Genomic DNA, 26465 nt, shown 5'->3' with positions numbered 1-26465 from the left:
ATTACGGAGCGGGTTGCGTGACGAGAACATCATCGATGTAGGCGCCGTTGTAGTTGAAGGTTCCGTCTCCGGTGAAGGTCCACTGGATGCGGACCGGCTGTCCCAAGGCACCGGCCGGAATTGCCAGAGGTCCGACGATCTCCCAGGGTGCATTGTTGAAGTCAACGTCTTCGGTGGCCTCGATCACGTTGGCGATCACCGTGTCGGTGAGATCATCGATGACATCCACTTGATAGGTGTGGCCTGCCTGGGCGTCGATTGCGAGGGCGAAGGACAACTCGGCAGCCGGGATGCCGGTGAGATCGATAACAGGCGAGCGCAGGCAGGTGTCGGTATCTGAGCCGTAAACTCCTGTGAGGTTGGTGCCCCACGCATTCGTCGATCCGCCATTGCCTCCGATGAGTGCACCGCCTCCCGCGTTAGGTGAATTCGGCTCCCCATAGGCCCAATCCGTGCCGGTTGCCTTGTTTTCAACGGTGAACCCGCCGTCTCCGGCTTCGAAATCCTCGCTGAGGAGGGGAGAAACATTTTGGGCGCGGACGAAGTCAGCAGGGCCGCCGCTCAGGGTCAGCCGCGCTTTGCCGTCGCCGTTCGAGTCGGTGGTCAGAACACTGTCGTTCGCCCCGCCGATGCTTCCCGCATCGCCGGGGTCACCCTGCGTCAGGTTTTCAACCAAGGTCCCCGGATCGAAGTCGAGAGTGGTGGAGGAACGGAACTCGTAGGCGGTGTCCGCGTCGCCGCTCAGTTCGAGCTCCCAAAGGTTGGGTCCGACCGACGTGAAGGAGGTGATCATCGGTCCGACTTGCGGCGCCTCGACCGCTTCGAAAGCCGCGGTGACGACCCTCCTGTAGTTGGCTCCGCCGTTGTTGATCGGTGCAAGGTAGTCGCCGGGGGTCGTGGTTACCCGGTACTGCGAGAGGACCCTGTAGGAATCAACGCTGTAGCTGTAGAGCGTTGAGTAATCACCGCTTCCGTCCCCGGCCAAGCTCTGGTTGTTCCGAGCCGTTTCCTGGACAAAGAATCCCGAGTTGGTGGTCATGGTCACCGTGGCGTCCGATAGAGGATCACGCGCGGTACCCGTGTCCTGAACTCCGGGCCTGGTGCCATCAACGGCATAGAGACCGAAGGCGTAATGCGCAAGGTTGCCGGCGCTGAGCTCGATTCGGAGCAGTCCGTCGGTTGCCACATTGTCGAGGTAGAAGATTCCGGCGCAGACCAGTGCTCCGTTGTCGAAATCGTAGATCGCTTGGGTCAGGGCGGCCCCGTCGTAGGTGACGCTGGTTACTTCAGGCGGGTAGGGGATGTTGAACGCCCCATCGTGCCCGCTGAAAACCAGTACCAACTTGTCGTGTCCCGCGGCCGAGAACTCCGCAGTCACGTCGATCTCGTATCCAAAGGGACCGACGCCTCCGTCGAGTTGGGTGGGGGCGTTGCCTGCTGCCGGAATCTTGTAGGATTCCTGCAAGACTACCTCCGCGCCAGCGTGGCTGCCGGCCATCATGGCGACGGTTGTGAGGAGTGCCTTGAACTCTTTCATGGTGTCGAGGTTAGAAGCTGGAATCAGACTTCGGTGGTGTCTGGTCGTCGTCGGACCTCCGTCGGCTCGGTGGCAGGGCCGCGGTCCGCTACTTTTCGATTCGATACCATAGGCAACCGCGTGCGATTCCCCCCTGCAACCGCCTTTTACCTCGTCAACTATTCCAGATTTGTCATAGCTGTGGGCTGATGTTCCGGCCACTTTCCCATGTCGAACAGGTCGCCGCCCATCTCCGCTCCGAACTGGAGCAGGGGCGCTGGTCCGGTGAGATGCCGGGCGTGTTCCGGCTAGAGCAGGAACTCGGGGTCAACCACGGGGTCGTGCATCGTGCACTGGGAATGCTCGAGGATGAAGGGATGCTTGAGAATCAGGGCCGGGGCAGGAAGCGGCGGATTATCGCGAAGCGCGCCGGATCGAAAGCCCTGACGGTCAGGGTGCTGCTCTACGAGCGATCGGACCTGAGGGACGACTACCTCCTCGACCTGATGCACCTCCTCCGCGGCGACGGTCACGACGCGGACTTCGCCGACAGGACGCTCCTCGAGTTGGGGATGGACGTCAGAAGGGTCGCCCGCTTCGTAAATGCCACCGAGTCGGATGCCTGGGTCGTGCTCTCCGGATCAACCGAAGTCCTCCGGTGGTTTTCCCGGCAACCGACCCCGGCCTTTGCTTTGTTCGGGCTCACCGAAGGCGTCGAGATTGCATTTGCCGCGCCGCGTAAACGACCCGCGATCGCCGAGCTGCTGGAGCACCTGATCGGACTCGGACATCGGCGCATCGTTCATATCGTGCGCGAAGAGCATCGGAAGCCGGAGCTCGGGGCGATCGAGCGTTTCATCCTCGGGTATCTTGAGGAGAGAGGCGTTGCCACCGGGCCCTACAACATCCCGGATTGGAGCAACAGTCCGGCCGGATTGCACGGCATGCTGGACTCGATCTTCCGGCACACGCCTCCCACCGCACTGCTGGTGGACGAGCCGTCCATCTTTCTGGCGACTCAGAACCATCTTGCGAACCAGGGAATCCGCTGCCCCGAGCGGGTCTCCTTGGCCTGCTACGACGATGATTCCTCATTCGACTGGTTCCTTCCCCGCGTCACGCACATTTCCTGGGATCCAAAGCCTCTCATGCGCGGAGTCGTCCGCTGGGTCAACAAGGTCGCCCAAGGAAGGAATGCCCCACGGCCCATCCTCGTAAAATCCAAACTGGTTCACGGTGGCACGACCGGACCAGCCGTGGCGCCTCGATGATGTCAGTCCCGACCGTGTCGCTTCAGCATGGCGCGCTTGCTAGACAGCGGGTTGTCTGAGGGCTACTTTTCCGAATTGTGAAGTGCACCCGCCGCGCCTGGATCGCATCTGCCGCCACCGTGGTGGCGGGGGTGCTCGGATTCGGCATCGGGCGATGGACGGATGAAGTTCCGGCCCGTGGGACGGCTCCTGACGCGCCGTTGATCGGTATCGCCAGCCTGACCGACGAGAACTACTCGCGCGCCGTCCGCCAAGCCGGAGGCATCCCGATCGTGCTGCCGAATTCGGGTGAGGCCGCGGCGGATGTCGACCGCTACCTCGAACTGCTGGACGGGCTACTGCTTCCGGGTGGATGGGACATTCCTCCGGAGGAGTACGGGGAAGAGCGGCACGAGACGGTCGAGGTTCTCGACGACGACCGCTACCAATTCGAAAGGAAGTTAAGCCGGGCGTGGATCGAGCGGTCGGACAAGCCGCTGCTCGGTATCTGCCTCGGCGGCCAGTGGATCAACGTTTCGAGCGGCGGCACGCTGGTTCAGGACATCCCCAGTGAGTTCGACGGCCTGAACCACCGGAGCGACGGCCACGCGGTCATCCTCGAGCCCGACTCGCGCCTTGCCCGGATCTTCGGAGCGACCGAACTCGACGTGAACTCATCCCACCATCAGGCGGTCGACAAACTGGGGAAGGGGCTGCGGATTGTCGCGCGTTGTCCGGACGGGGTGGTCGAGGCGACCGAGACGGCCGACCCCGACCGATTCCTCATCGGCGTGCAATGGCATCCGGAGAAGCTGATGCCGGAGAACGAACAGCAGACGAAGCTTCTCAAGGCATTCGTCGAAGCGGCTCGCGCAGGCAGGGAGGAAAGGGTGGTTCGTTAGTTCTCTTGCCAGAGTTTGACTGTCTTCAGGTCCTTGCCGACGAGGAATCCGTCAGTGGGCTGCAGGTCGAAGCGGTAGTCTCGCTTCACCTTGAAGCGGATGGTGAGGAGTTCGCCATTTCCTTCGACCGTCTGCTGGTCGCCCAGATGGACGAAGGTGGGGTAGAGTGCCTTGCTACCGTTGGTGTGGAGGCGGTCCTTGGTGAGGCTCTCCATGGTCTTCAATCGCGGAGCTTCGATCCCTTCGAACTCGAGATCGGCCGGATCGTAGGGCAGCGCGAAGCTGATCGCGTTGACGGCACGAAGTCCCTTTCCGGAGACCGAAATCTCCAAGGTCTCACCGGCCTTCAGCGAAGGCTTTGAAGGTTTGAGTGAGAGGGTGCCGGCAATGGACGCGTCCTCGGCTGGCGCATCCTTGCCACCTTCCGGCGTTTCCGTTTCCGAAGTTTTCACACCGCCGTCCAACTGAGTGGCGACGAGCGAGATGTCGTAGGCGTCGATCAGGCCGTTGCCATTGATGTCGCCCTTGCTGATGTAGCCCTCGAAGTCGGAGTCACCTTGGCGGAGACCGGTGTAGTTGTCGTAGGACGTCAGGTCGTTGCGGTCGATCTTGCCGTCGTCATTGATGTCGCCGGGGATGTAGCTTTCGGAACCCGGGACCTTGAAGACGTAGAGCTCCCGGCCGGAGCCGAACTTGCCCTTGCCCTCGGTCACCGAGAGCCGGACGAGCCGTGCGGTCGGCTGATCGGGGAAAACGAACTCCTTCACCTTGTCATCGCCCGTCCACTCGAAGTCTCCCGCCCCGGTCCAGGTCTCGCCGTCCATGCTGAAACTCACGCTTCCCTGCAGCAGGTTGCCGTTGCCGCCCCCATGGCGCGGGAGATACTGGAACTTGTCGAGCTGGTTGACCGACTTCAGGTCGAGGGTGAGTTCGAACGGGGTTGCCTCGGTTCCCCACTTCGTGTGCCACATGTTCGACTCATCGAAGTCCACGAGCTTGGATGCCGGCGAGCCGCCTTGGTCCTCGGCGCTGCACTCGGCGGCGATGCCCGAGATCGCGAACTCGAGAGGGTTCGCCTTGGTGGTGGCGGACAACTCGGTCCACGCCGAGCGGCCGGCTTGGTTCACCGCTCGCAGTTTGACGGTGTAGGTGGTCTCAGCCTCGAGGCCATCCAGCAGGAACTCGTTTCCACGGATGGTAGAGTAGAGCATGCCCTCGTGCTCGATCTCATAGTAGTCGGCGTTCGCCACCGGCTGCCACGACGGTGTTAGGGTGTAGGGGCCGATGTGATCTTCGGTGATTTCGGCGACCGGTGGATCGAGTTCGCCGGATGACTTGAGCCACGGATCACGCGACTCGTAGCGGTAGCCCCCGATCTCCACCTCGATCTCGCTTCGGCTGGTGTCCACGGGAGCGAGTTTGATGCGGAGCACCGGATTCTTGGTCACGACGAGCTCCGCCATTTCGGTTTCCGGCGTGGCGAACCGATTCAGGTCGGGGGCGGCATCGTAGAAGAAGACGTTGCCGCCTTCATTCAAATCGTCGGCCGAGCGCACTTCCTTCAGGGGCAGTTCGGCGCCGTTGACTTTTGCCATGACCGAGGATGGCCTGGCGGTGAGGTTGACGCGCAGTTCGGTGGTTTTCTCCCCGACGAAGCCATCGAATGTCCCCTCGGTCGGATGGATCACCAAGGTTGCGACTCCATTCTCGAGCTTCGAATCAATCCGCGTCGTCGCCACTTTGCCACTGCGATAGGACTCGGATACACCGTCGTCGTCATACTCCGTGAATGAAGACTCGCGGAGGGGATAGAAGGCAAAGACTCGTGCGTCTCTGGAGACATCCTTCGGCTGGTTGTGCGGTTCGTTGAGCGGGAGGATGGCTCCGCGCTTGACGAAGACGGGCAGTTTCCAGAGCGGGGCGTCGAAGCTGTTGATCACGCGTCCGCCGGTGATGACATCCCCGGTGAACCAGTCGATCCACTCGCCTTCGGGAAGGTAGATGTTGTCGCGCTGGTCGTTGCCGTCCTCGTCCGCGCGGGTGTCCTGGTAGACCGGTGCGACGAGCAGGGAAGGGCCGTAGAGGAATTGGTAGCGTGTAGTGATGCCGAGCGTGAAAGGATTCGGATCCTCGAGGAACATCGCGCGAACCATCGGCAGCCCGGTGGCGGCCTCGTGGGCGATGCTGTAGGCGTAGGGCATCAGCTCCGACTTCAGTTTGAGATACCAGCGGTTGATCGAAGTCGCCGGCTCGCCGAGCGCGTGCGGGTACTTCGGGTTCGCACCCCAGCCGTCCATGTTGAGCTGCATCGGGGTGAATGTCTTCCATTGGAAATCGCGCGTGTTCACGACCGGGTTCTCACCACCGAAAATGCCGTCCATGTCGGAGGTGATGTTCGGCATGCCCGATAGCCCGGCGCCGAGATAGGTCGGAATGTGGAAGCGGATGTACTCCCAGTCGCCGCCCGTCTGGTCGCCGGTCCAGACTCCCGCGTATCGCTGTGTGCCGGCCCATCCGTCGAGGGTGATGATGAACGGGCGGCTGTTGTCACCGTGTTGGGTCATCAGTTGGGCGGCGTCGGCGATGCCGTTCAGCCCGAACGAATAGCCGGCGCCGACCCACGCGACGTCCGTCTTCAGCACGCGCACGCCGGCGTCGCGCACCTCGCCGACCAGATCCCGCTGGAGGAGCGGTTCGATGTCGGGTTTCGGGTGGAGGTCCGACTGCGTCCAGAGTCCGATCTCCACGCCGCGCTCGCGGGCGTAGTCGCCGAACTCGCGGAGGTTCTCGATGTTTCCTTCCAACGTGTCGGTCTGGCCGTAGCCGGCGCCGTAGCCGTCGTTCGGAAGCACCCAGCCGAGCGGCATGTCGTGCGCGGCGTAGCGGTCGATCACGGCTCTCGCGGAGAACGGGTAGTTGTCCTTCTCCCCGTTCAGCGACTCCTTGATGCCGCCCTCCGTTGCCTTCTGACTCTCCTTGTAGGTCTTGCCGTCTTCAAAAGGAATGCCTTCCTCGGCTTCGGTCCAGTAGTCGCGGTTGTAGGCATTCAGGTGGCCCTGGTAGAAGCCGAACTTGGGCAGAACCACCGGCTTGCCGGTGAGTCGGTAGTATCCGGCGAGGATTTCCGATGGCGTTTCACCAGCCATGATGAAGACGTCGAGGTAGCCGGTCTCGTGGGATAGCCCGACTTCGTCCGGTGCGGAAGCGGCGAAATCATAGCGACCCTTCTTGAACGTGTGCCACAGGATCCCGTAGCCGGCGGTGGACCAGTAGAACGGTGCCGGTGACGCGACGCCGCCGTCGGTCCAACTGTTCTGGTTCTCGATCGCGATCGTTTGTCCTCGATGCGAGAAGCGGCCGTTCTGCACACCGCCACCGAAGAACGATTCATCTTGCTTCGCCCGAAGCCGGACCGCGACACGATCCTTCTCCAGCTCGACCGGTGCGATCTGTTCGAGGATAGGCTTTCCGGTGCCGGCATCGGCGATCTTCAGCAAGCCGTTGGTCTGGTCGATCTCGATGGCGATGCGTTGGCTGCGGATGCGGAACACGCCGTCTCGCTCATCGAACTCCAGCTTGCCGACCTCGGCGCGCGGCCGGTCGACCAGGATCCGGGCTTCCGGGTCGGACTCCGGATCACGGATGGTGCCACCATCGTCGTCGCGGAACCAGCGGACGATGCCCTCGCCATAGAAGTCTAGGGTCATGCGTTGGTCTTCAGCCAGCCTGACTTCAAAGGTGGTGGGGTTGATCTGCCGGATCTGGGCCATCGACGGGAGAGCCGTCAAAATCAGGGCGAGAAGGCTGAGCAGTGGGTTGCGGACGGACATGGATGGGTGCTCTGGAGATTCGCGAAACGGGCGGCTTCGGGCCGGGGTGGTGATCGGGGCGGGGACCCTAGGCACCGGCGGCCGGGGCGGCAACCCATGATGGTGGAGGAGTCCGGGAGGCTCGCAAGGTCGGGCGGAAGGGAGCGTTTCGGTTGCTGGCTTGAACCTCAAAGGCGATCGGCGCTAGCTTTGTGGTGAACCTCCCCATGGAGCTGCTGCGTGGCTCCTTCCCCCAATAGCCATGAATTTTCCCACCCGAAGCGCTGTCGTTCTGGCGGCGCTCCTGCCTCTGCCGCTGTCCGCACTCACCCTTCAGGATCTCAGTTCGCCGGCCGGACTGCCGGGAGCCACCGTGACCGTAACCGGGGTCTTCGAGCCCACGGCCAGCCACACCGTCGAGATCGGCGGAACATCGGCGACCGTCGGGGTGGTCACCGTCGATTCCCTGAGCTTCACCGTGCCGGTGGCGGCATCGACGGGTGAGCTGACGGTCACCGAGGACGCCGACTCGGCCAGCCTGCCGTTGCCCTTCGTGATCCTCCGCGAGATCACCGGGACCTTCACGCCGCCCGCCGGAGTGACCGTGACTGGCTACTTCGCGGGAACCGGCGAAGACGTCCGCGCGGTGCTCCCCGACGGGAGTTTCACGGCCGTTGTGGAAAAGGGCGAACCGGCCACGGTGATGCTGTTCAAGGGTGAGAACGACCCGTCCTACCTGACCCGTCTCCCGAGTGGCGATACGGCCATCACGACGGACGCGGCATCGACAGCGTTTGCCATGGTGGTCACCAATCCGTTGGTCAAAGGGCGCGACGACCTGCTTCTCGCCGCCCAGCAGAGCTACCTCGCCGGAAAGCCGGACTTCACCGCCCTGGTCAGCCGGATCAACACCCTCGGCAACGCCGACTACCTCGATGACGGCCAGGTCGAGGACCTGTTGGTCTCACTCGTGACCGATGTCCGGGCCGATGTTCCCGATCCGGTCGCGGCATCGTTCAAGACCGGTGACGATGTGGCGACCTACGGCGTCAAGCTGCGCGAGCTCAATCCGGATCCGGCCGATACGGTGAACCCCGTAATTCGCCACAGCAAGAGCCTGAACAGCAGCGTCGAGGGTATCGGCAGCGAGTTCGTGAACTTCATCTACGAGACCGATCGCGATACCCGGCTCGATTGGACCTACAGCCTGAACGAACTCGATCCGTTCGCGTTTCCAGGAGGAATCGCAGACATCGAGGCGCTTGATGTCAACGATCCCGCGACCGCGCCGGTTCCCTTCGGTGCTCCCCTCGAGCACGGCTACGTGCGCGCCACGCTCGATTCGGCGAAGCTCGACTACTTCGGCCAGGCCATCGGAGCGGCGACCAAGGCGGTCTACGGATTGTTCACCGACAAGGCGCCTTCCGACCGGACCGACCGCTTCGTGGTCGAGCGACAGCCTCCGGGGCTCTACATGATCACCGCCACCAGCGGGAACTTCTGGTACGGCACCGACTGGCTATTCCTAGGGACCAACAACCAGGAGGACTCGATTGCCAAGTCGGACCCCGGATACCAATGGGAGCTGTCGGCGGGAACCAATGCCTTCCTCGCTGCCGCAGATGCGGTCGGGATCATTCTCAGTGTGAAGGAGATCGGGAATTCCGACGTCCGGTCGATCGTCTTCGCCGTGGCCAAGACGATCAGCGCCTACCGGGACGCCGGCACTCCGCTGACGCGGGCGGCGCTTCTCGAGATCAGCAAGAAGCTGGTGGACACCGTGGCCAAGGGCTACGTGACCGGGAAGGCCAAGGACCTGCCGGGCAAGATCGGCCAGCTCAATCTGATGGCCGGACGGGCGGTGAAAACGGCGCTCAAACAGATCGACATCCTTGGTAAGATTTCCAGCGGACTGCAGGCCTTGGAAAGGGGCGCTACCTTGTTCTCGCCGGGTACTTTGGCCATGGAGCGTGCCATTCTGGTGGTTGGCGATCCGTTCGCTCCCGTCATTTCCGGAATCAGCCCGCTGCGGGCCCGCGAAGGCGAACGTCTGGTGATCGCCGGATCGGCCTTCGGCACCACCACGCCGACGGTCAACTTCTGCGAGTTTCCGTCGACGATCCCGCCCGGCGAGGAGCCGGCGCCGACCGGAGCACCGCTGGCGGCGACGGTGGTGGAAACGCGCGACACCCGGTTGGTGATCGAGGTGCCCTCGGGGTTTCTGGCGCGCTTCCCGAACGGTGAGGCGCATTTGTGCATCGAGAAGTCGGCCGACTCGAAGACGGACTCATACGCGCTCGGAGAGGCGGGCGTATTCCACTTCATCGACAAGCCGGTGGTGACCGCGATCGATCCGTCGCCCGAGGCCGACGGCGGGGTGGTCGTAATCACCGGCCAGAACTTCATCGGTCTGCGGCCCGAGGTGAAAGTGAACGGAAACCGAGTCGGATCGTCGGTCATCAGCGACACGCAGTTGCTGGTCAACCTGCCCGCGCTCTCCACAGCGGGAAGTCACTCGCTGACCGTTGCCTTCGGAGACGATATCTCGGTGCCGTTCAATTTCACCGTGACCCGTCCCGTCCATGTGGTGGATCCGGGGCTGGTCGGTGGGGCGAGCATCAGCGTGAACGAACTGAGCATGATCAACGCCGCGAATGACAAACTGAGCGTGCTCGAGGCCTTCCTGATCGCCAACGGCAGTCTGGGCCGGGCATTGACCTTTGATGAAGACGCGCTGGTGGGCGGGACGCCGGGAGCCGGACGCCGCGACTCGATCACGATCTTCGGTTCCGGGCAAACGATCGTCCTCAACCAGGCGATCCCGGTGCTCGACAGCGGCGACACGATCCGTTGCAACGGCCTGACTTTCGATGGCCAGAGTCTCGCGGCCGGAACCGACGGACTGATCCTCGACGGCGTGACCGACGTCCGGGTCACCGACCTGATTCTCACCGGTTTTCCCGGCGACGGTGTGCGCGTTACCAACGGCAGCAATGGCAACAGTCTTGAGAACCTGACGATTTCCGGCAGCGGGGAAAACGGGCTCTTCATCCGGAACGACTGCGACTTCAACAACTTCGATACCGTCGAGATCCTGGGCAGCACGCTTGATGGCCTGAATTTCGCGGACCTCTGCGATCACAACACCTTCACCGACCTGATGATCGACGGGGCGGGGGATGACGGTGCCGAACTCGACAACGGCATCGACCGCAATGCCTTCGTAGGCCTAACGATCGCGAACTGTCTCGGCGACGGGCTGGTCATTACCAACGGTGCGACGCAGAACCGTTTCACCGGAGACAACGAGATTAGCATGATCACCGGCACCGGCATCGTCCTCGACGGCGACGGTGTTTCCCACAACGGGTTCCAGTCCGACCTCTTCAGCGCGGCAGCCGCCTACAGCGTGAGGACCGCGGTCCGCGACTGCGGTCAGTACGGAGTGCGGATCGAGAACGGCGCCTCGGCGAATCTGCTCGGAATCAAGTTCGTCTCAAACTGTGAGCTCGGCGGCGTGCTGATCGCCGGAGATACGACGACCGGAAATACGGTCGGCAGGGTCTACAACCGCGCGATTACCCAGGGAGACGAATTCACCTCGCCCTTGCTCTACTCGTTGGTGGCCGATTGCGGACCGGGATCGGGAACTTCCGTGCATGGCATCTCGGTTCTCGACAGCCCGGGAAACACCCTGACCGGTCTCAATATCTCGGGGTGCGACGGCGACGCCATCCGTCTCTCGGGTGCCACCTGCACCGGCAACCGCCTGCTGTCGATCCGCACCGGATTGTCCGACTTCATCGAAGGCGAAAGCCCGGCTGCCGCGCCCAATTCCGGCGTCGGTCTGCGAATCACCAACGGTTCGTCAGAAAACCGGCTGGCTTCGAAGGTGCCGGTCTTCATCGGCACGTTCGGAGGAGGGAATCTCTCGTACAAACACCGCAACCGCATCGCCAACGACCTGCTCGGCGGGATCGTGATCGAGAACGGATCGAACGACAACGAGGTGCTGGATCTCGACATCGGCGGCACCGAAGCGGCCGACGGAGAAGGTGCGACGGGCGGGGACGGCATCGCGATCCTTTCGGGTTCGTCCTACAACTTGATCGGCAGTGCCGACTACTACGAGACGGTCATCATCAACGCCTGCCCGGGCGCGGCGATCCGTGTGGATGGTGCCACCACCACCGGCACGATTCTCGGCGGGATGCGCATCGGACAGATCGCCCACCGCGGAGTCGATACCTCCTTTGCGGACAGCCGTCCGAATGCCCTCGGTATCGTCGTCAGCAACGGAGCTCCGGGAACCATCGTCGGAGTGCCGGCGCCGTTGTTGAACCAGCCGTCCCCCTTCAGCTTCTTCGACCCCGACCCGTTCAGCGTGAACATCACGGGGACCGCGGGCGCGGCCGTGACGCTGGACGCTGCCGGCGGAGGTGCCGACCCGGTCCGGGTGAACCACGTCGCCGTCAATGAATCCGAAACCGGCCTGCGGGTGACCGGCGGCTCGAGCAGGAACCGCATCGACTTCAACCGCTTCTCCGCATCCGGCACCGCGGGCATCCACATCGATGCCAACGTGATCGCCGACGCGGAAGCCGACCGCAACCTTTACACCCGGAACTCCGCGATTTCGACGGCCACGCCATCGGATGTGAACCTTTTCGACGCGAATCCGGGTGCCTGCGGGCTACTCATTTCGAACGGCTCGTCAGGAAATGTGGTGGGCGAGGGCATCGGCCGCTCGAACCGCTTGCAGGGAGCGATCATCGACAGCTCCAATGGCAACTGGCTCCGTGGCAACTCGATCAACTACTACGGTCCCTTCAATTTCGGCTCACCATCGTCGCAGGTCATCTGTCTGCTGCTCCGTGATTCGGCGCAGAACCTGATCGGCGGCGCGGGCCGGGGATACGGCAACGAATTCGGCGACCCCTTCTACATTCCCAGCGGTAGCGGCGGCTCCGACTCGGCCGGGGTGGCGATCGACGGTGGCATGAACAACACGGTTCAGGGCAACAAGCTCGACTACATCGCGGGCAATGGCGTGTTCATCAACGGCTCGTCCTCGAACCTCGTCGGGGGCGGTTCCCTCCCCGAGGCGAACACGATCACCCGTTGCCTGCTCAACGGCGTGCGGATCGACGAATCGGGCAGCCAGAACAATCACATCCAGGGCAATGACATAGGCACGAATTTCGCCAACGCGAACTTCGGGAACACCGGTGACGGCGTGCGGATCGAAGGGGCGGCCTCCGCCAACGTGATCGGCGGGCTGACCACGCTCGCCGCCGGTTCCGGAGCCTTCCGGTCGGCATTCCGTCCAAGCCTGACCGCCGGCAACCGCGTGGCCTTCAACGGCGGCGACGGCGTGGCGGTGTCGGGCGCGTCATCGATCGGCAATCCGATCACCCTCAACAGCATCCACTCGAATTCCGGCTTCGGCATCGGGCTGCCGGGCGGAGGGAACAACAACGTTTCCCTCTCGATCACCGGTTCCTTCGGCAGCGGGGTCGCCACCGGCACGGTGACCGATCTGGCGAGTGTTCCGGTCGGGAGCACGCTCCATTTCTACGGCGACCGTAGTGGACAGGGGGAGGTCTATCTGACCTCGACCACGGTGCAGGCCGGTGGTGTGTGGTCGGCGATCTATCCGGTCCATCCGTATGCCAACATGAACGTGACGGCCACGACGCCCGACCCCGGCGGCTTCGGCGACACGACGCCTTTCGCCCCGATCTCCGCGGCCGCGGTGGCGTCGTTCACGCTGGACCGGGCCGGCGGAGGACCGGCGGGATCGCGCACCGATTCCTTCGATGTCGGCAAGATGGTGGTGGCCGTGCTCCGCGCCTCGTCCAGCAACGGAGCTACCCAGATCACTGGACTCACGTTCGAGGCGAGCGGGACGGTCGACGACGCGACCGGTATCGACGGGTTGGCGATCTATCTCGATCAGGACGGCAACGGGCAGCTCGATGCGACCGATCCGCAGCTTGGAGACGAGGCGGCCTTCGGGGCCGACGACGGGTCCGTGATGCTGGCCCCGGACTCGCTCGTCGCTCCCGAGAACGGCTCGGTCGATTTCCTTGTCGTCTGCCATGCCGCCTCACCGCCTGCCGCCGGGGAGACCTTTTCGGTCGAGCTTACCGCGGCGGCATCAGTCGACGCCAACTTCGTCCTGCCCCTCGGCCCGGCGGCGCCGACCAACGCGTTTCCCGTCAGCTCCGACCTGATCACCCTCGGGACTTCGACCGGGGGCGGGGGAGGGCAGACCTTCGGCGCGTGGCAGCAGGTGGAATTCGCCGGCGAGACCGACCCGATGATCATCGGGGAAGCGGCCGACCCCGACAAAGACGGCGTCCTCAATATCTTCGAGTTCCTGTTTGGCACGGATCCGAACGATCCGGCCTCGTCGGCGCGCCCTCTCGTGACGACGGGGGCTTCCACCATCACCTTCGAGTTTCCGCAGGCGAAGAACCTCGAGGGAATCAACCCGGTGCTCGAGAGTTCGTACGAACTTGCGGTGTGGGAGACCGCCTTCGACGCGGCCGTGGAACTCCTGCCCGGCAGCCCCGTCGATACGGTCCGCTACACCCTGCCCCGCACCTCGCGGGTCCGTTTCCTGCGTCTGAATACCGCGGGAACGCCCGGAATGACCTTCGACGAGTGGCAGGCGATCGAATTCCCGGGTGAGTCGGACGCCTTGATCATCGGGGAGAATGCCGACCCCGATTTCGACGGTTGGTGGAACATCTTCGAGTTCCTCTCGGGCACCGATCCGGACGATCCCGCCTCGAGAACCGGCCCGACAATCTCGGTCAATGCGACCGAGGTGACCGTGGAAATGCAGCGGGCGAAGGGAATCACCGGCGTGCTGGTCGGGTTGGAGAGCTCCACGGATCTCATGACGTGGACTCCGGTCACCGGCGCCAACGTCGAGGTCATCCCCGGCCCGACCCATGACACGCTCAGGTTCCGGATTCCACGCGACGGGAACACGGGATACGTGCGACTGACCGCGACGGTACCGTGATCTGAACGGGCGGGCCCTAGCCGAACGAAAAGCCCAGGGTGGGAGGACAGTATGCACTCGGGTGATATCTCTCGTTCGGGTTGCCGCTCTCGCCTCCGTCCTTGCTCACTGCCCGGTCGTGGCCGCACCGGAGCCGGCGGAAGTGAAGGACGCGATCGTCAAGGCGGTGGCGACGATGCGCGGGACCTACGGCCGACACGGCGGTTATGTCTGGGTCTACAGCCCCGATGGCAAGTTGCGGGCGGGGGAGGGTCCAGCCGGTGAAACATCGGCGTGGGTGCAACCACCCGGCACCCCGACGGTGGGTGAATCATTTCTTGCCGCGTATCGCGCCACCGGCGACCGCGTGTGCCGTGAGGCGGCCTTGGAAGTCGCGAGGGCTCTCGTGAAAGGGCAACTCCACTCGGGAGGATGGAATTACCGGATCGATTTCGATCCCCGGCTTCGCAAGCAGTCGAACTACCGCATCGATGGCGGCAAGGCGCCGAAGGCCGGCGGGCCGGCGGGATGGGACACGTGGCGGAAGAGGCGCAACAAGGGCAATCGGTCGATGCTCGACGACGATACGACCCAGGCAGCACTGCGGTTTCTGCTGGAGGTGGACCGGGAGTTGAAGTTCGCCGACAAGGAGATTCACGACTGCGTGCTCTACGGCTTGGAGGCGTTGATCGGGACGCAGTATCCGGTCGGAGCGTGGTCTCACAACTTCGACTCGTTTCCCGATCCGCCGGTGAGCGAGGCGGATTACCCGGTCATGCGGGCGAGCATTCCAGACGAGTGGCCGCACACGTGGCCCAATGCGTGGAACGGCTGCTACCATCTCAACGACAACATCACGACCGATGCGATCCGGACCCTGCTTCTGGCGCACGAGGTGCTTGGGGACCGGAAGTATCTGGAAGCGGCGATGCGCGGCGGTGACTTCCTGATCAAGGCGCAACTGCCCGAACCGCAGCCGGCGTGGGCTCAGCAATACGACAAGCGGATGGTGCCGGTATGGGAACGGAAGTTCGAGCCGCCGGCGGTGACGGGAGGCGAGTCGCAGGGCGCCCTGCTGATGTTGCTTGAGCTCCATCGCGCGACGGGAGAGCCGAGATTTCTCGAGCCGGTCGGTCCCGCGTTGCGCTACCTCGAAAAGTCCCGGCTACCCGACGGCCAACTCGCCCGCTACTACGAACTGCGGACCAACCGGCCGCTGTATTTTACCAAGGACTACCAGTTGACCCACGACGACAGCGACGTGCCGACCCACTACGCGTTCAAAGTCGGCTCGAAGCTGGAGCGAATCCGCCGGGAGTTCGACGCCGCCAAATCAGGGAAGGCACCGAAGGCCGGCGGACCTCCCTCGGACCGCGAGGTCGAGCGGATCCTCTCGTCGAGAAATGACGAAGGTATCTGGCTGGAATCCGGAGCGGTGAGGGACGGTAGCGGCAAGAAGGTGGAAACGGCCGAGGGGGTGCTCAACTCGGGAACCTTCGCCAAGAATCTGCGCACCTTGAGCGACTGGCTCGACGCGGAGAAGTAGTCTCGTGCCACGCCTTGCCTGCCCGGGTGACTGGTGCGGTCGGTCTATTTCTTCCGGGGCTTGGCGGTGCCCGACGGATCTTCGTCGGGTACCTTGAGCTCGGTCCGAAGCCGCGCGAGTTCCGTCTTCAGATCCTTCTGGATCGACTCGTATGCGGGGTCGCCGTAGACGCTCTTGAGTTCGTTCGGGTCCTTCTCGAGGTCGTAGAGTTCCCAGAGGTCGTAGGTCTCTCCCTTGACGTGGCTCGGGCCGTAGAAGTGGATCAGCTTGTGGCGGCCGGTGGTCACTCCGTAGTGCCGCGCGACCGAGTGCACCGCAGGGAACTCGTAGTAGTGGTAGTAAAAGCTCTTCCGCCAGTCGTCCGGCGTGGAGCCTTTCATCACAGGCACGATACTGCGGCCCTGCATGTCGTCCGGAATCTCGACACCTGCGATGTCGAGAAAGGTCTGCGCGAAGTCGATGTTCGAGACGATGTCGCCGTTCACGCTGCCCGGCTTGATCGTTCCGGGCCAACGGGCCAGCAGCGGGGTTTTGAGCGAAGGCTCATACATCCAGCGCTTGTCGTACCATCCGTGCTCGCCGAGATACCAGCCTTGGTCGGACGAGTAGATCACCACCGTGTTCTCCGCGAGACCGCTTTCATCGAGGAACTCGAGGATCTTCCCGATGCCGTCGTCGACCGAGCGGACGCAGCGCAGGTAGTCCTTCACGTAGCGTTGGTATTTCCACTTCACGATCTCTTCCTCGCTCATCTCCGGCCGCGCCTTTTCGAAGGCCTCGTTGCGCTCCTTGTAGTTCGGGTAGCCGCGGAGCTTCAGGTCATTCGCGCCGAGGTCCTTGCGGATGCTCATTGTCTGGCGTGATGCGGGAGGTGTCCGGCCCTCGTAGTCGTCCCACAGCGTCTCGGGTTCCGGCAGTTCGACGTCGGCCAGCCAGTCCTGATACTTCGCGTCCGGCGTCCAGTTGCGGTGCGGTGCCTTGTGCTGGCACATCAGCATGAACGGCTTGTCGGACTTCTGGTTCTCCTTCAACCACGCGAGGGTCTTCTCGGTGATGATGTTGGTGGTATAGCCTTGGTTCTTCACCACGGTCGCCTTCGCGTCGATACCGCCCGTCCTCATCTGCGGATTGTTGTACGGACCCTGTCCGATCAGCACGTCGAAGTGGTCGAATCCCTGCGGCACGCTTGCGAGGTGCCACTTTCCGATCACCGCCGTCCGGTAGCCCGAGGCGTGCAGCAGCTTCGGAAAGGTCTGCTGGTCGCCGTTGAACACATTGCCGTTGCGGACGAAACCGTTGAGGTGGCTGTACTTGCCGGTCTGGATGCAGGCGCGGCTGGGACCGCAGATCGAGTTGGTCACGTAGCAGCGCTTGAAGAGCATGCCCTCGCGGGCGATGCGGTCCATGCCGGGGGTGTCGATCAGCTTGGAGCCGTAGGCGCTGAGCGCCTGCTCGCAGTGGTCGTCGGTGAAGATGAACAGGATGTTCGGCCGGTCTTCGGCGCTGGCGATGCAGGCAGCCGCGAGGCTGAGAATGAGTGTGCGGATCATGGGTGGGATTGGGTCGAGATGGAGTCCTTGAAGGCTTCTGACGAGTGAGCTGGCTTTTCCGAAGGCGATGGATGGAACCGCAAAGGCGCCAAGGTCGCAAAGCCTTTCAATCTAACGTGATCTGTCCAGCGGACTGGGAATTCTGAAACCACGGAATACACGGATCACACGGAAGCGGAGATCTTGATTCATCCGTGTATTCCGTGTGTTCCGTGGTTTTTTCGAAGTCTCGATATGCCGCCACTTGAAAGCCTATTTCGAGGAACCGGGTTTACTTCGACATTTCTCCGATTGCCTCAGCGAAGGCCTTGCCGATCTGACCGAGGATCTTCGCGGACCCGAGGTAGTGGAACTCGGCGTTCGAGGCGCCGTTGGTGAGGATCTCGCGCTCGCGGTCGTCGAACTCCTTGGCGCGGAGCTTCTCGATCTCGTCCTTCTTGTTCTTGCCCTCGATCTTGCCCGCCTTGACGGCCTCATCGACCTGCTTCTGGAGTTCCCGGTCCTTTTCGCGCAGCTTGGTCAGCTCCTGGTCCCAGTATTTCTCGGTGTAAACGGCGGTGACGTTACCCTTGAACTCCGGCATCGAGGCCGGCGCGGCCATCGCCTTGCGGAATTCGGAGTGGATGCCGGCGTAGCGCTGCTGGGACGGTCCGTATTCCTCGACGGGGCCACCCGCGCCCATCACCCCGATGACGAAAGGCATTTCCGGGGCGGAGAAATCCTTGCGGACGTCGCGGATGAAGTGGGCGAGGTTCTCACTATAGGCATCGTAGCCGCCGGGTTTGCCACGGTCCGGATAGACATCACCGGCGACCATGTCGTTCCAGCCCTGGAACCATACGAAACCCGCGATCTCGTATCCTTCCTCGGCATCGTAGTCCGGATAGACGCGCTTGATGTCGCCCAGCACCTTCTTCACGTGCTCGGTCATCAGGCGGTAGTAGTGACCGGTCGCCTCCTTGCGCTCCGCCTTGATCTTATCGATGTCCTTGCCCTGCTCCTTGAACTTCGCCAGCTGGTCGTCGCGGAACTCGAACGGACCCGCGCTCGGCGGGCGGAAGTCGGTGTGGATGCTCTTGCCGCCCCAGGCCGTCTTGATGATCAGGATCGGCTCATCGACCTGCTTCTGCATGTAGATGCCGAAGGTGAACTCGGGACCGATTTTCGGGCCTCCCTTTTCAGGCCCGAATCCCACGGTGAGTTTGCCGGTCTTCTCTTCGTCCGAACTTCCGATCGAGGATATCCAGACGTCGTCGCAGACCTTCGGGTCGCCGTTCGCATCACGCATCTCCTTGAGCATCGGAGCGGTCTTCGGATCGAGGCCGATCACGTCCATCGTGCGGACGTGGGCGTGGCCCTGCATGTTCGACTGGCCGGCGAGGATGTAAACCTTGAGCGGGTCGGCGAGCGCGGGCAGGGCGAGGGCGGCAAAGGCGAGGATCGGTAGCGGTTTCATGGAGGTCGTGGATTGGAAGGGGCCGAGTGCCGCGCGGGGATTTCCCGTGGCGGCATCCGGGCCTACTGGCCGCGAGCGACAATCCTTTCCGATGAGCGGTGATCGGGGCGGGTCCCCGGCTCAGACGAGCTTCGCGAGCACGACCGAGGCGAGATTGAGGACGAGGAAGAACCCGCACATGTCGGTGCAGGTCGTGAGGATCGGGCCGGATGCGAGGGCGGGATCGACTTTCAGGCGCTTGAGGAAAAGCGGGACCATGCCTCCGAGGAGGACCGACAGGATGGTGTTCAGGCACAGCGCTCCACCGACGACGAGACCGAGATAGACGTTTCCTTTCCACAGCGCGGCGATGGTCCCGAGCAGCAGGCCGAGAACGAAGCCGTTCACAATGCCGAGGATGCCTTCCTTCCACACGATGCGCAGGAACTCGGTCGGGCGGATCACGCCGAGGGTCAGCTCGCGGATCGAAACGGCGACGGCCTGGTTGCCGGAGCAGCCGCTCATGTCCGAGACGATCGGCAGGAAGACGGCGAGCGCGATGACCGCCTGCAGGGTGTCCTCATACATCGCGATCACACTGGCGGCGACGAGGTTGAGCACGATGTTCGGACCGAGCCACGCGAGCCGCCTGCCGCAGCGGGCCGCCATCGGCATCGAGCGCAGTTCCTCGCCGCCGAGGATGCCCTGGGCGTGGAGGTAGTCTTCGGTCCGGTGTTCCGAGGTCGCTTCCCGCACGGCCTGCCGGGTGATCACGCCGACCAGAACGCCACCGTCCTCCACCACGGGCAGACCGATGTAGTTCTTCTCATCGAACAGCTTCCGCAGGCTCTCGAAATTGTCGCCGACATGGACGGAAATGGGGTCGGCAATCATCACCCGCGAGACCGGCGTGGGGCGGGGGGTCAGGACCAGGTCGCGGAGGCGAAGCACGCCGCGGAGGATTCCCTGATCACCGGTGACGTAGACGTACTGGACGTCCATGTCGGCGTAAGTCTCGGCATTCTCACCGAGTTCCGCGAGGACGTCGCCGACGGTGGCGGTTTCCTGGAACGAGGCCAGCCGGGCGCGCATCAGGCCGCCGGCGGTGTCCCACTCGTAGTCGGCGCGGGTCCGCAGCTTGTCCGCCTCGTCCGGGTCGTCGAGTTCGGCGAGGACCGCCTCGGAATCCTCCTCGTCCATTTCCCGCAGGAAGTCGGATCCGATCGAGCCGGGCAGCATCTCGATGATGTCGGCCGCCGACTCGGAGGGCAGCAGTTCGAGCACCTCGACCGCCTGCACCTCGGGAAGGGCCTCGAGCACTTCGGCGGCGGCTTCGGGTGGCAGCGTCTCGATGAGTTTCGCCTGCGAGTCCGTGGGCAGGTGCGCCATCGCGAGCCGCTGGTCCTCGACGCTCAGCTCGGCAAGCAGCTCGGCGGCGCCTGCGTTGTCGTCGGCATCGATTTTCTCGACGAGTGCCTCCCACGGGCGGTCGTTGGCGATCTCGTCGGTCGGCTCGGCGACAGTTTCCGGTGGCGTCGAAGTCATGCCGACTACCTACACCCCATCCGCCGGCATGGCGAAGGACGATTGGCCGGGAGTTGGCGAATCACGCCCGATCCCGTAGCCTGCCGCCATGTCCGAACCCCCGATGTTGATCCGCTTGGCCAACTCGTCCGACGTGCCCGTGGTCGCCGAATTCAACATCGCGCTGTGTCGCGAGACGGAACACCGGGAGCTAGATCCCGCCACCGTGACCGATGGCGTTGGGCGCTTCATCGGGGAGCCGGCGAGGGGGCGATACTTCGTCGCGGAACTCGACGGTGAGGTGATCGGCCAGTCGGCGCACACCTTCGAGTGGAGCGATTGGAGAAACGGCGAGTTGTGGTGGATCCAGAGTGTCTATGTGCACCCCGATCACCGCGGAAAGGGCGTGTTCCGCTCGCTGTTCGAACACATCCGGCAGCTGGGTGAGTCGGATCCCGACTGCTGCGGCATCCGCCTCTACATGGAGCACGACAACCACACGGCCCGTCGGAGCTACCTCAAGCTGGGTCTTGAGGAAACCGGTTACGAGGTGATGGAGGTGCTGCTCTAACGGGCCAGCTCCCTCAGATGTGCATCGACCGAGCGGGCGAGCGCGTCGAGATCGTAGCCGCCCTCGAGGGTGGAAATGATGCGTCCGCTCGCGTGTTCCTCGGCGGCTTTGACGAGCCACTTCGTGACCCATGCGAAGTCGTCCTCATCCAGCTTGAGTCCTCCGAGCGGATCGTCCTTGTGCGCATCGAATCCGGCGGAGACGAAGATGATCTGCGGCCGGTGTTTCTCAAGGGCGGGCGTCCAATCCCGCTCGATCGCCACCCGGAATTCCTTGCTTCCGGTGCCGGCGGGAAGCGGGGTGTTCACGATATTCGGGCGTTTCACATCGTGGTAGCGGCCGGGGTAGAAGGGATGCTGGAAGCTCGAGCAGACGAGCACCTCGGGCCGGTCCTGGAACATCTCCACCGTGCCGTTGCCGTGGTGGACGTCGAAGTCGAACACCGCGACGCGCTCGATGTCGGGCATCTCAAGCGCGGCAGCCGCTCCTACCGCGACATGGTTGAAGAAACAGAAACCCATCGCCCCGTCGCTCTCGGCGTGGTGTCCGGGCGGGCGCATCGCGCAGAACACGCGCCGGGTCTCGCCGCGTGAGACCAGTGCGACCGCTTCCTCAAGCGCGCCGGATGCCAGCCGCGCTGCCCGCAAGGTGCCCGGCGACATCGCGGTGTCTGGATCGAGGTCGGCAAGACCCTCATCGGGCGACGAGGCGAAGATCCGGTCGAGATACTTCGCGTCGTGCACGTGATCGAGCGCCTCCCGGCTCACCAGTGGTGGCTCGCGGACCTCCCATGCATCGAGGGTCTTCCGCTCGCGCAGGTGGCGAAGGATCGCCTGCCGGCGCTCCGGGCGTTCCGGATGACCGGGGTGCATGCGGTGGGCGTCGCAATCGTCGTGAGTGAAGAAGATCGGCTTCATGGATAGGGCTGGCTGCGTCAAATGGAGGCGATTCAAAGGTGAACATAGATATCCGGAGGGGAGTTGCCAGCATCGGTTGAAACGCGGACCGTTTCTCACATTCTGCTCGCGGCCCCGGCTTCCGGACTCGTGAATGGGTCTGTGGACGAACTCCCTGCCCGCCCGCCCGCCGACGCCTTGCTGATGGCCAACATCCTCGCCAGCCGGGCGGAGGAGTGGAACCTGCTGGAGATGAACCTCGATCGGATCCGGCCGCAGCGTTCCTCACTGATTGTCGACCTGTGGGACTCGGAGATGACGCCGGCGGATGTGTGGAAAGATTACGGACCGGTGCTTGAACGCTTCGAGCAGGTCCTGTTTCTCAAGATCGGCAGGCGCGACGAACAGGACCGGCACCTCCGCTCATCGCTCACCTACTACCGGCACTGGCTGAGCTGCCTCGATCTCGTCCGCGATGACGAACTGCCGACTCATGTGATCCAACTCGACGCCCGTTATCAGGACGCGATCGATCTCGCGCATGCTTTCGAGGCTTTGGAGAGCCCCGACGTTTTCGCGGTGACTTGTTACCAGAACCGGGACCTGAGCCGGTGGAAAGCGAGATGGATGGCGATTGGCGAGGGGAGGAAGCACGGGATTCCATTCAAGATCAGGTCCAAAGACGCTTTCGGCTACCGCGTGTTGGGTCCGTGGTTCAGCACGCGGTATTTCGTGATGCACAAGTGCCGCATTCCGTCATTCCTGAAGCGGGTGAAAAGCTGGCCCGAGTCCTCGCAACTGCGGATGGAGTATCACCTCTGCGGACTGCTTTCCGACGGCACGGAATTGTATGTCCATGACCCTCGCTGAGACGAGGCAGACCCATCAGGCGCGGCAGGCTCCGAAGGTCGCCAGCAGATGGCGGATCTCCTCATCCACGTCCGACGGATCGACGAGCGTCGACGCCACAAGTTCGCGCAGGTGATTGCCGTAACGTCCGCGCAAACGGTGGGCGGCCACCTTGACCGCTCCCTCGCTCATGCCGAGACGCTCGGCGATGGCGGAGAAGCGATCGGTGCCGCCACAAGCCGAGATCGTTCCTTTCAGTTCCTCGAATAGGTCGCCACGTCCGGCGCTCACTTCGTCTTCGGCGGTGGCGGCGTAGGCCTGTGCGACGACTCGCATCGCCCATTGACGGTCGAATTCGAGATCGGGGCTGACGTTGTGTCCGGGATCGGGAACAAATCCTTCCTCGGCCAGACCGCAATCGAGCGGAAGGACCGCCGCGCCGTCGCCACGTTTGGCGGCGGTGGCTTTCTCGTGCTCGCTCGCCATGTGGCGTGAAACGGCGGTCAGCAGGAAGGTCCGCAGGCGTCCCTTGTCCGCATCCACCCCGTCGAGCGACTTCCTGCGGAGCAGCACCGCGAAGAAGCCCTGCGTGAGGTCCTCGGCGTCCGAGGGCGAGTTGCCGCGACGCCGGATGTAGGCGTAAACCGGCTGCCAGTAGGCGCGGCACAATTCCTCGAGTGCTTCGGCAGATTCGGCATCGAGACCGGCACCGCGGGCGGATGCCACCAAGGTCCAGCGCGTCTTCGGAAACCTCGAACTGGTGATGCCGAGACGGGTGTTCTGGGTGGGCTGGCTCATGGCTGAGAGCGCTTCGGGGTTCGGCGGGCAACCGGTCGGGGTGCGACATCCGGAAACTGCATTCTGCAACGGACGCGCGTCCGCATCAATTCAATAGGGCGGACGCTGCCTGGACGGGAAAGCCCGTGGCTCCGACCGGCCCGCCTCGGAATCGAATCACGAGGGGGCCGGCGGAACCCCGGAAATCAGTGGCCCGCCCACGCCGGACGGCGGGCGTGACCGGGGGAGACCGAAACCGGGTCGCAGCGCCTCGCGTGCTGTCCGCGTTTCCCGGCGGGGGTCCGGTAGATGACGTAGTCTTCCTGGAGGGCCTCGTAAGCCGCGGCGGCCACATAGGAATGGGCCGTGGTGGTCGGGTGCACCGGATCCCAGAAGAGGTAGTCATCGGGGTTGGCCGAGGGAAGGTGGTAGATCGCGCCGTCGGTGACGTTCGTGAAGCCGTAGTCGGCCGGATTCGCGATCATGTCGTTGATGAGCGCGAAGGAATCGAGACGGGTGATCCGGAGGGAGGGCCGCTCGGCCTCGAGTTCGTCGAGCTTCTGATCCAGCAGTCCGTTCCATGCCACGCACAGATTCGTGAGGAGTCCGTCGACCCCGGGGGGTAGCACGGCGGCGCTGGGTGTCTTGCCGAGGTCAGGGACATTGACGACGAGGAAGTTTCTCGCGCCGGCGGCCGCCAGTTCTTCGATTCCGTTCACGGTGTTGCTCACTCCGTTCGACACCATGCCGAGGGCGTTGGGATCGCCGCTGCCCAGCCAGATGAAGAAGTCGTTCGCGCCGACCCAGACGGTATAAAGTGCGCGGGGGTCGATGCGGGGAGTGCCGCTGTCCTCGATCACTCCGTCCACTTGCTGCTGGAAGCCGGGAAGGATGAATCCGGGAGGGATGCTGTTGTAGTTCGCGGTTCCGGTGGACGATCCGCCGAGCGCGTATTGATACTCCGGTTCGATCGGCAGGTTCAGCCATTCGGCGAGGTATTCGACCCAAACCTCTCCGTTCGAGAAGCGACCGGGCGCGTAGGGCGGCGGGGGCTGGGTGCCGCCGGTGATGGCGTAGAAGTTGCCCACGTCGGACAGGCTGTCGCCCATGCTGGTGATCCCCGAGAGGAAGGGTGTCGCGCCTGCCGTGCAGGTCATCCACAGCGAGGCGATGGCTCCGGCAATGAGTCGGTTGTTCTTAAGGTTCAGTTTCATTTTGTCTTTGGTTGGGATTCCGGGTGACGGGCCGTCGGAGGCTCCATCACACCCATCATCCGGAGTCCGGGTCGCCGGTTACGCGGAAGTGACAAAAAACCGCGGATGGAGGGGTTTTGCCGGTTTTTCGGTAACCGGACGGGGGTTCGACCGGATGCAGCGGTCGCCATGAAAACGATAGTCATTCGATTCTGCATCGGGGGTGTCCTTCCGGTTCTCTGTGCCGTCATGACATCCTGCGGGTGGGTCTGCCCGGAAGCGGTGGACCACCGACAACATGAGAAGACGCCCGACCACGCCTCGACCAAGATCTGGAGAGGGTTGGCGAAGAGCAACGGGTGGAGCTCGGAGCGTGCCTTCTATGGAAACTGGGGAGGGCCGGGAAACCGCGGCGGCAAGCCCGTCGATGAAATGGACGAGATGTTCCGACGTCACGACATCGTCTACTACGAAGCCCGTAGCGGCTGCTGTCTCAGGGCGGCTGACCGGGCGCTCGCGGAAGCGCTGAAGTCGATCGACACAAGCGAGCTCGACCGTGATGCCCTCGCCTTCCGCGAGCGGGCCATCCGTTTCTTCGAGTCTCCGTGGTCGCGTGTCGTGGGCAAGCCGATGTCCTATCACGTCCGGATGACGGAGCCGGACTGGAGCCGCTTCGACTCCTCCCAGGAGGTGTTCGCGTTCTTCGATCCGGATTCCTCCGGCATGCTTGAAGAACCTCGACCGGTCACCGGTTCCGAGACAGGGATCGTGAGGCGTTTGGCTTCACTCGCGTCGGCCGGGGTTCCCGAGGATCACAAGAGGGATCGTTCGTGGCGCCTTTTGCATTGATCGCCCCGAGGCGTCCGGGAAGATCTCCGACCATGACCACGGCCCATTCCCTTTCCCGTCGTTCGCTCCTTCAGGGTGTTGGCTCGCTCGGTGTCCTTGGCGCCCTCGGGGCGACGACGGCAGCCGTCCGAGCCGAAACCGCGACGGAGCCACCGAAGAAGGGCTGCGTGATTCTCTTCCAAGGCGACTCGATCACCGACGCCGGCCGCGACCGGAAGGTTCTGGAGGCGAACGAGTCGAAGGCCCTCGGCAAAGGCTATCCGGCTCTCGCCGCGGGAGCGCTGCTCGGCAGCTATCCGGAATCGGAACTCAAGATCTACAACCGTGGGATCAGCGGCAACAAGGTGCCCGATCTGGCAGAGCGCTGGCAGGCGGATGCGATTGATCTGAAGCCTGACGTGCTGAGCATCCTGGTCGGCGTCAACGACCTCTGGCACACGCTCGCCTTTGGCCGGAAATACAAGGGGACGGTGAAGGACTACGAGGAACTCTATCGGGCGTTGCTCGAGCGCACCCGCAAGGAGCTGCCCGGCACGAGAATCGTCATTTGCGAACCCTTTACCACGCGGACCAGCGACGACTTCAAGGTGCTGGCGGAGTATCGTGCCGTGGCCCGGAAGCTGGCCGACGAGATGAAGCTGACGTTCGTGCCGTTTCAGTCGGCGTTCGACTCCGTGCTCCAGGCGGCCCCGGCCGAGTTCTGGCTTTGGGATGGCGTTCACCCGACACCCGCCGGCCACGAGCTGATGCTTCAGACGTGGCGCAAGGCGGTGGGGATTTGAG

16 protein-coding genes are annotated in these 26465 nt (G+C 63.5%); 8 read left to right on the top strand and 8 right to left on the bottom strand.

Features of this window, described 5'->3' with window-relative positions; translation table 11 throughout:
* Nucleotide 1: 1 nt before the first annotated feature.
* On the bottom strand, nucleotides 2-1537 hold the full coding sequence (locus HAHE_RS03790; protein WP_338688750.1) for a hypothetical protein: 1536 nt from the start codon (nucleotides 1535-1537) through the stop codon (nucleotides 2-4).
* Nucleotides 1538-1725: 188 nt separating this feature from the next.
* Between HAHE_RS03790 and HAHE_RS03785 the strand changes: the two genes are divergently transcribed.
* Both HAHE_RS03785 and HAHE_RS03780 read left to right on the top strand, forming a co-directional pair.
* The gene (locus tag HAHE_RS03785; protein ID WP_338688749.1) at nucleotides 1726-2787 is read left to right on the top strand and encodes a substrate-binding domain-containing protein; all 1062 of its coding nucleotides are present in this window, start codon (nucleotides 1726-1728) and stop codon (nucleotides 2785-2787) included.
* Between the two features lie 77 nt (nucleotides 2788-2864).
* Nucleotides 2865-3668 (top strand): gamma-glutamyl-gamma-aminobutyrate hydrolase family protein, encoded by an 804-nt coding sequence (locus HAHE_RS03780; RefSeq protein WP_338688748.1) that lies wholly within the window; start codon nucleotides 2865-2867, stop codon nucleotides 3666-3668.
* Here HAHE_RS03780 and HAHE_RS03775 read toward each other — a convergent pair.
* Nucleotides 3665-7438 (bottom strand): TIM-barrel domain-containing protein, encoded by a 3774-nt coding sequence (locus HAHE_RS03775; RefSeq protein WP_343218201.1) that lies wholly within the window; start codon nucleotides 7436-7438, stop codon nucleotides 3665-3667. The genes HAHE_RS03780 and HAHE_RS03775 overlap by 4 nt on opposite strands.
* Before the next feature lie 301 nt (nucleotides 7439-7739).
* Between HAHE_RS03775 and HAHE_RS03770 the strand changes: the two genes are divergently transcribed.
* Nucleotides 7740-14513 (top strand): beta strand repeat-containing protein, encoded by a 6774-nt coding sequence (locus HAHE_RS03770; protein WP_338688746.1) that lies wholly within the window; start codon nucleotides 7740-7742, stop codon nucleotides 14511-14513.
* Between the two features lie 118 nt (nucleotides 14514-14631).
* On the top strand, nucleotides 14632-16038 hold the full coding sequence (locus HAHE_RS03765) for a hypothetical protein (protein WP_338688745.1): 1407 nt from the start codon (nucleotides 14632-14634) through the stop codon (nucleotides 16036-16038).
* Nucleotides 16039-16082: 44 nt separating this feature from the next.
* Here HAHE_RS03765 and HAHE_RS03760 read toward each other — a convergent pair whose 3' ends face one another.
* From HAHE_RS03760 to mgtE, 3 genes are all read right to left on the bottom strand, one after another.
* Nucleotides 16083-17588: a sulfatase gene (locus tag HAHE_RS03760; protein ID WP_338688744.1), complete on the bottom strand. Its 1506-nt coding sequence runs from the start codon at nucleotides 17586-17588 to the stop codon at nucleotides 16083-16085.
* Nucleotides 17589-17859: 271 nt separating this feature from the next.
* A complete protein-coding gene (locus HAHE_RS03755; RefSeq protein WP_338688742.1) occupies nucleotides 17860-19044 on the bottom strand; it encodes a sialate O-acetylesterase in 1185 nt (394 codons plus the stop codon).
* 120 nt (nucleotides 19045-19164) lie between these two features.
* Nucleotides 19165-20568, bottom strand: coding sequence for a magnesium transporter (mgtE, locus tag HAHE_RS03750; RefSeq protein ID WP_338688740.1), 1404 nt, complete (start codon nucleotides 20566-20568; stop codon nucleotides 19165-19167).
* Nucleotides 20569-20656: 88 nt separating this feature from the next.
* On the opposite strand from mgtE, the gene HAHE_RS03745 reads away from it, so the two are divergent.
* Nucleotides 20657-21118, top strand: a complete 462-nt coding sequence (locus HAHE_RS03745; RefSeq protein ID WP_338688738.1) for a GNAT family N-acetyltransferase — start codon at nucleotides 20657-20659, stop codon at nucleotides 21116-21118.
* On the opposite strand, the gene HAHE_RS03740 is transcribed toward HAHE_RS03745, so the two are convergent.
* On the bottom strand, nucleotides 21115-22035 hold the full coding sequence (locus tag HAHE_RS03740; RefSeq protein WP_338688737.1) for a histone deacetylase family protein: 921 nt from the start codon (nucleotides 22033-22035) through the stop codon (nucleotides 21115-21117). The genes HAHE_RS03745 and HAHE_RS03740 overlap by 4 nt on opposite strands.
* A gap of 129 nt (nucleotides 22036-22164) precedes the next feature.
* Here HAHE_RS03740 and HAHE_RS03735 point away from each other — a divergent pair, with 129 nt between their 5' ends.
* Nucleotides 22165-22884 carry a hypothetical protein gene (locus tag HAHE_RS03735; protein ID WP_338688736.1) on the top strand — a complete coding sequence of 240 codons (720 nt, stop codon included), beginning with the start codon at nucleotides 22165-22167 and terminating at the stop codon, nucleotides 22882-22884.
* A 15-nt stretch (nucleotides 22885-22899) separates the two neighbouring features.
* On the opposite strand, the gene HAHE_RS03730 is transcribed toward HAHE_RS03735, so the two are convergent.
* A complete protein-coding gene (locus HAHE_RS03730; protein WP_338688735.1) occupies nucleotides 22900-23661 on the bottom strand; it encodes a sigma-70 family RNA polymerase sigma factor in 762 nt (253 codons plus the stop codon).
* Between the two features lie 185 nt (nucleotides 23662-23846).
* Complete coding sequence (locus HAHE_RS03725; protein ID WP_338688733.1) at nucleotides 23847-24854, bottom strand: SGNH/GDSL hydrolase family protein; 1008 nt, start codon at nucleotides 24852-24854, stop codon at nucleotides 23847-23849.
* Nucleotides 24855-25022: 168 nt separating this feature from the next.
* Between HAHE_RS03725 and HAHE_RS03720 the strand changes: the two genes are divergently transcribed.
* Nucleotides 25023-25682, top strand: coding sequence for a hypothetical protein (locus HAHE_RS03720; RefSeq protein WP_338688731.1), 660 nt, complete (start codon nucleotides 25023-25025; stop codon nucleotides 25680-25682).
* Nucleotides 25683-25714: 32 nt separating this feature from the next.
* Nucleotides 25715-26464: an SGNH/GDSL hydrolase family protein gene (locus HAHE_RS03715; RefSeq protein ID WP_338688729.1), complete on the top strand. Its 750-nt coding sequence runs from the start codon at nucleotides 25715-25717 to the stop codon at nucleotides 26462-26464.
* Nucleotide 26465 lies beyond the last annotated feature (1 nt).

This window comes from Haloferula helveola (assembly GCF_037076345.1).
Taxonomy (GTDB): domain Bacteria; phylum Verrucomicrobiota; class Verrucomicrobiia; order Verrucomicrobiales; family Akkermansiaceae; genus Haloferula; species Haloferula helveola.
Note: the sequence above shows the minus strand (reverse complement) of the source record. Positions and strands in the feature narration are given on the sequence as shown.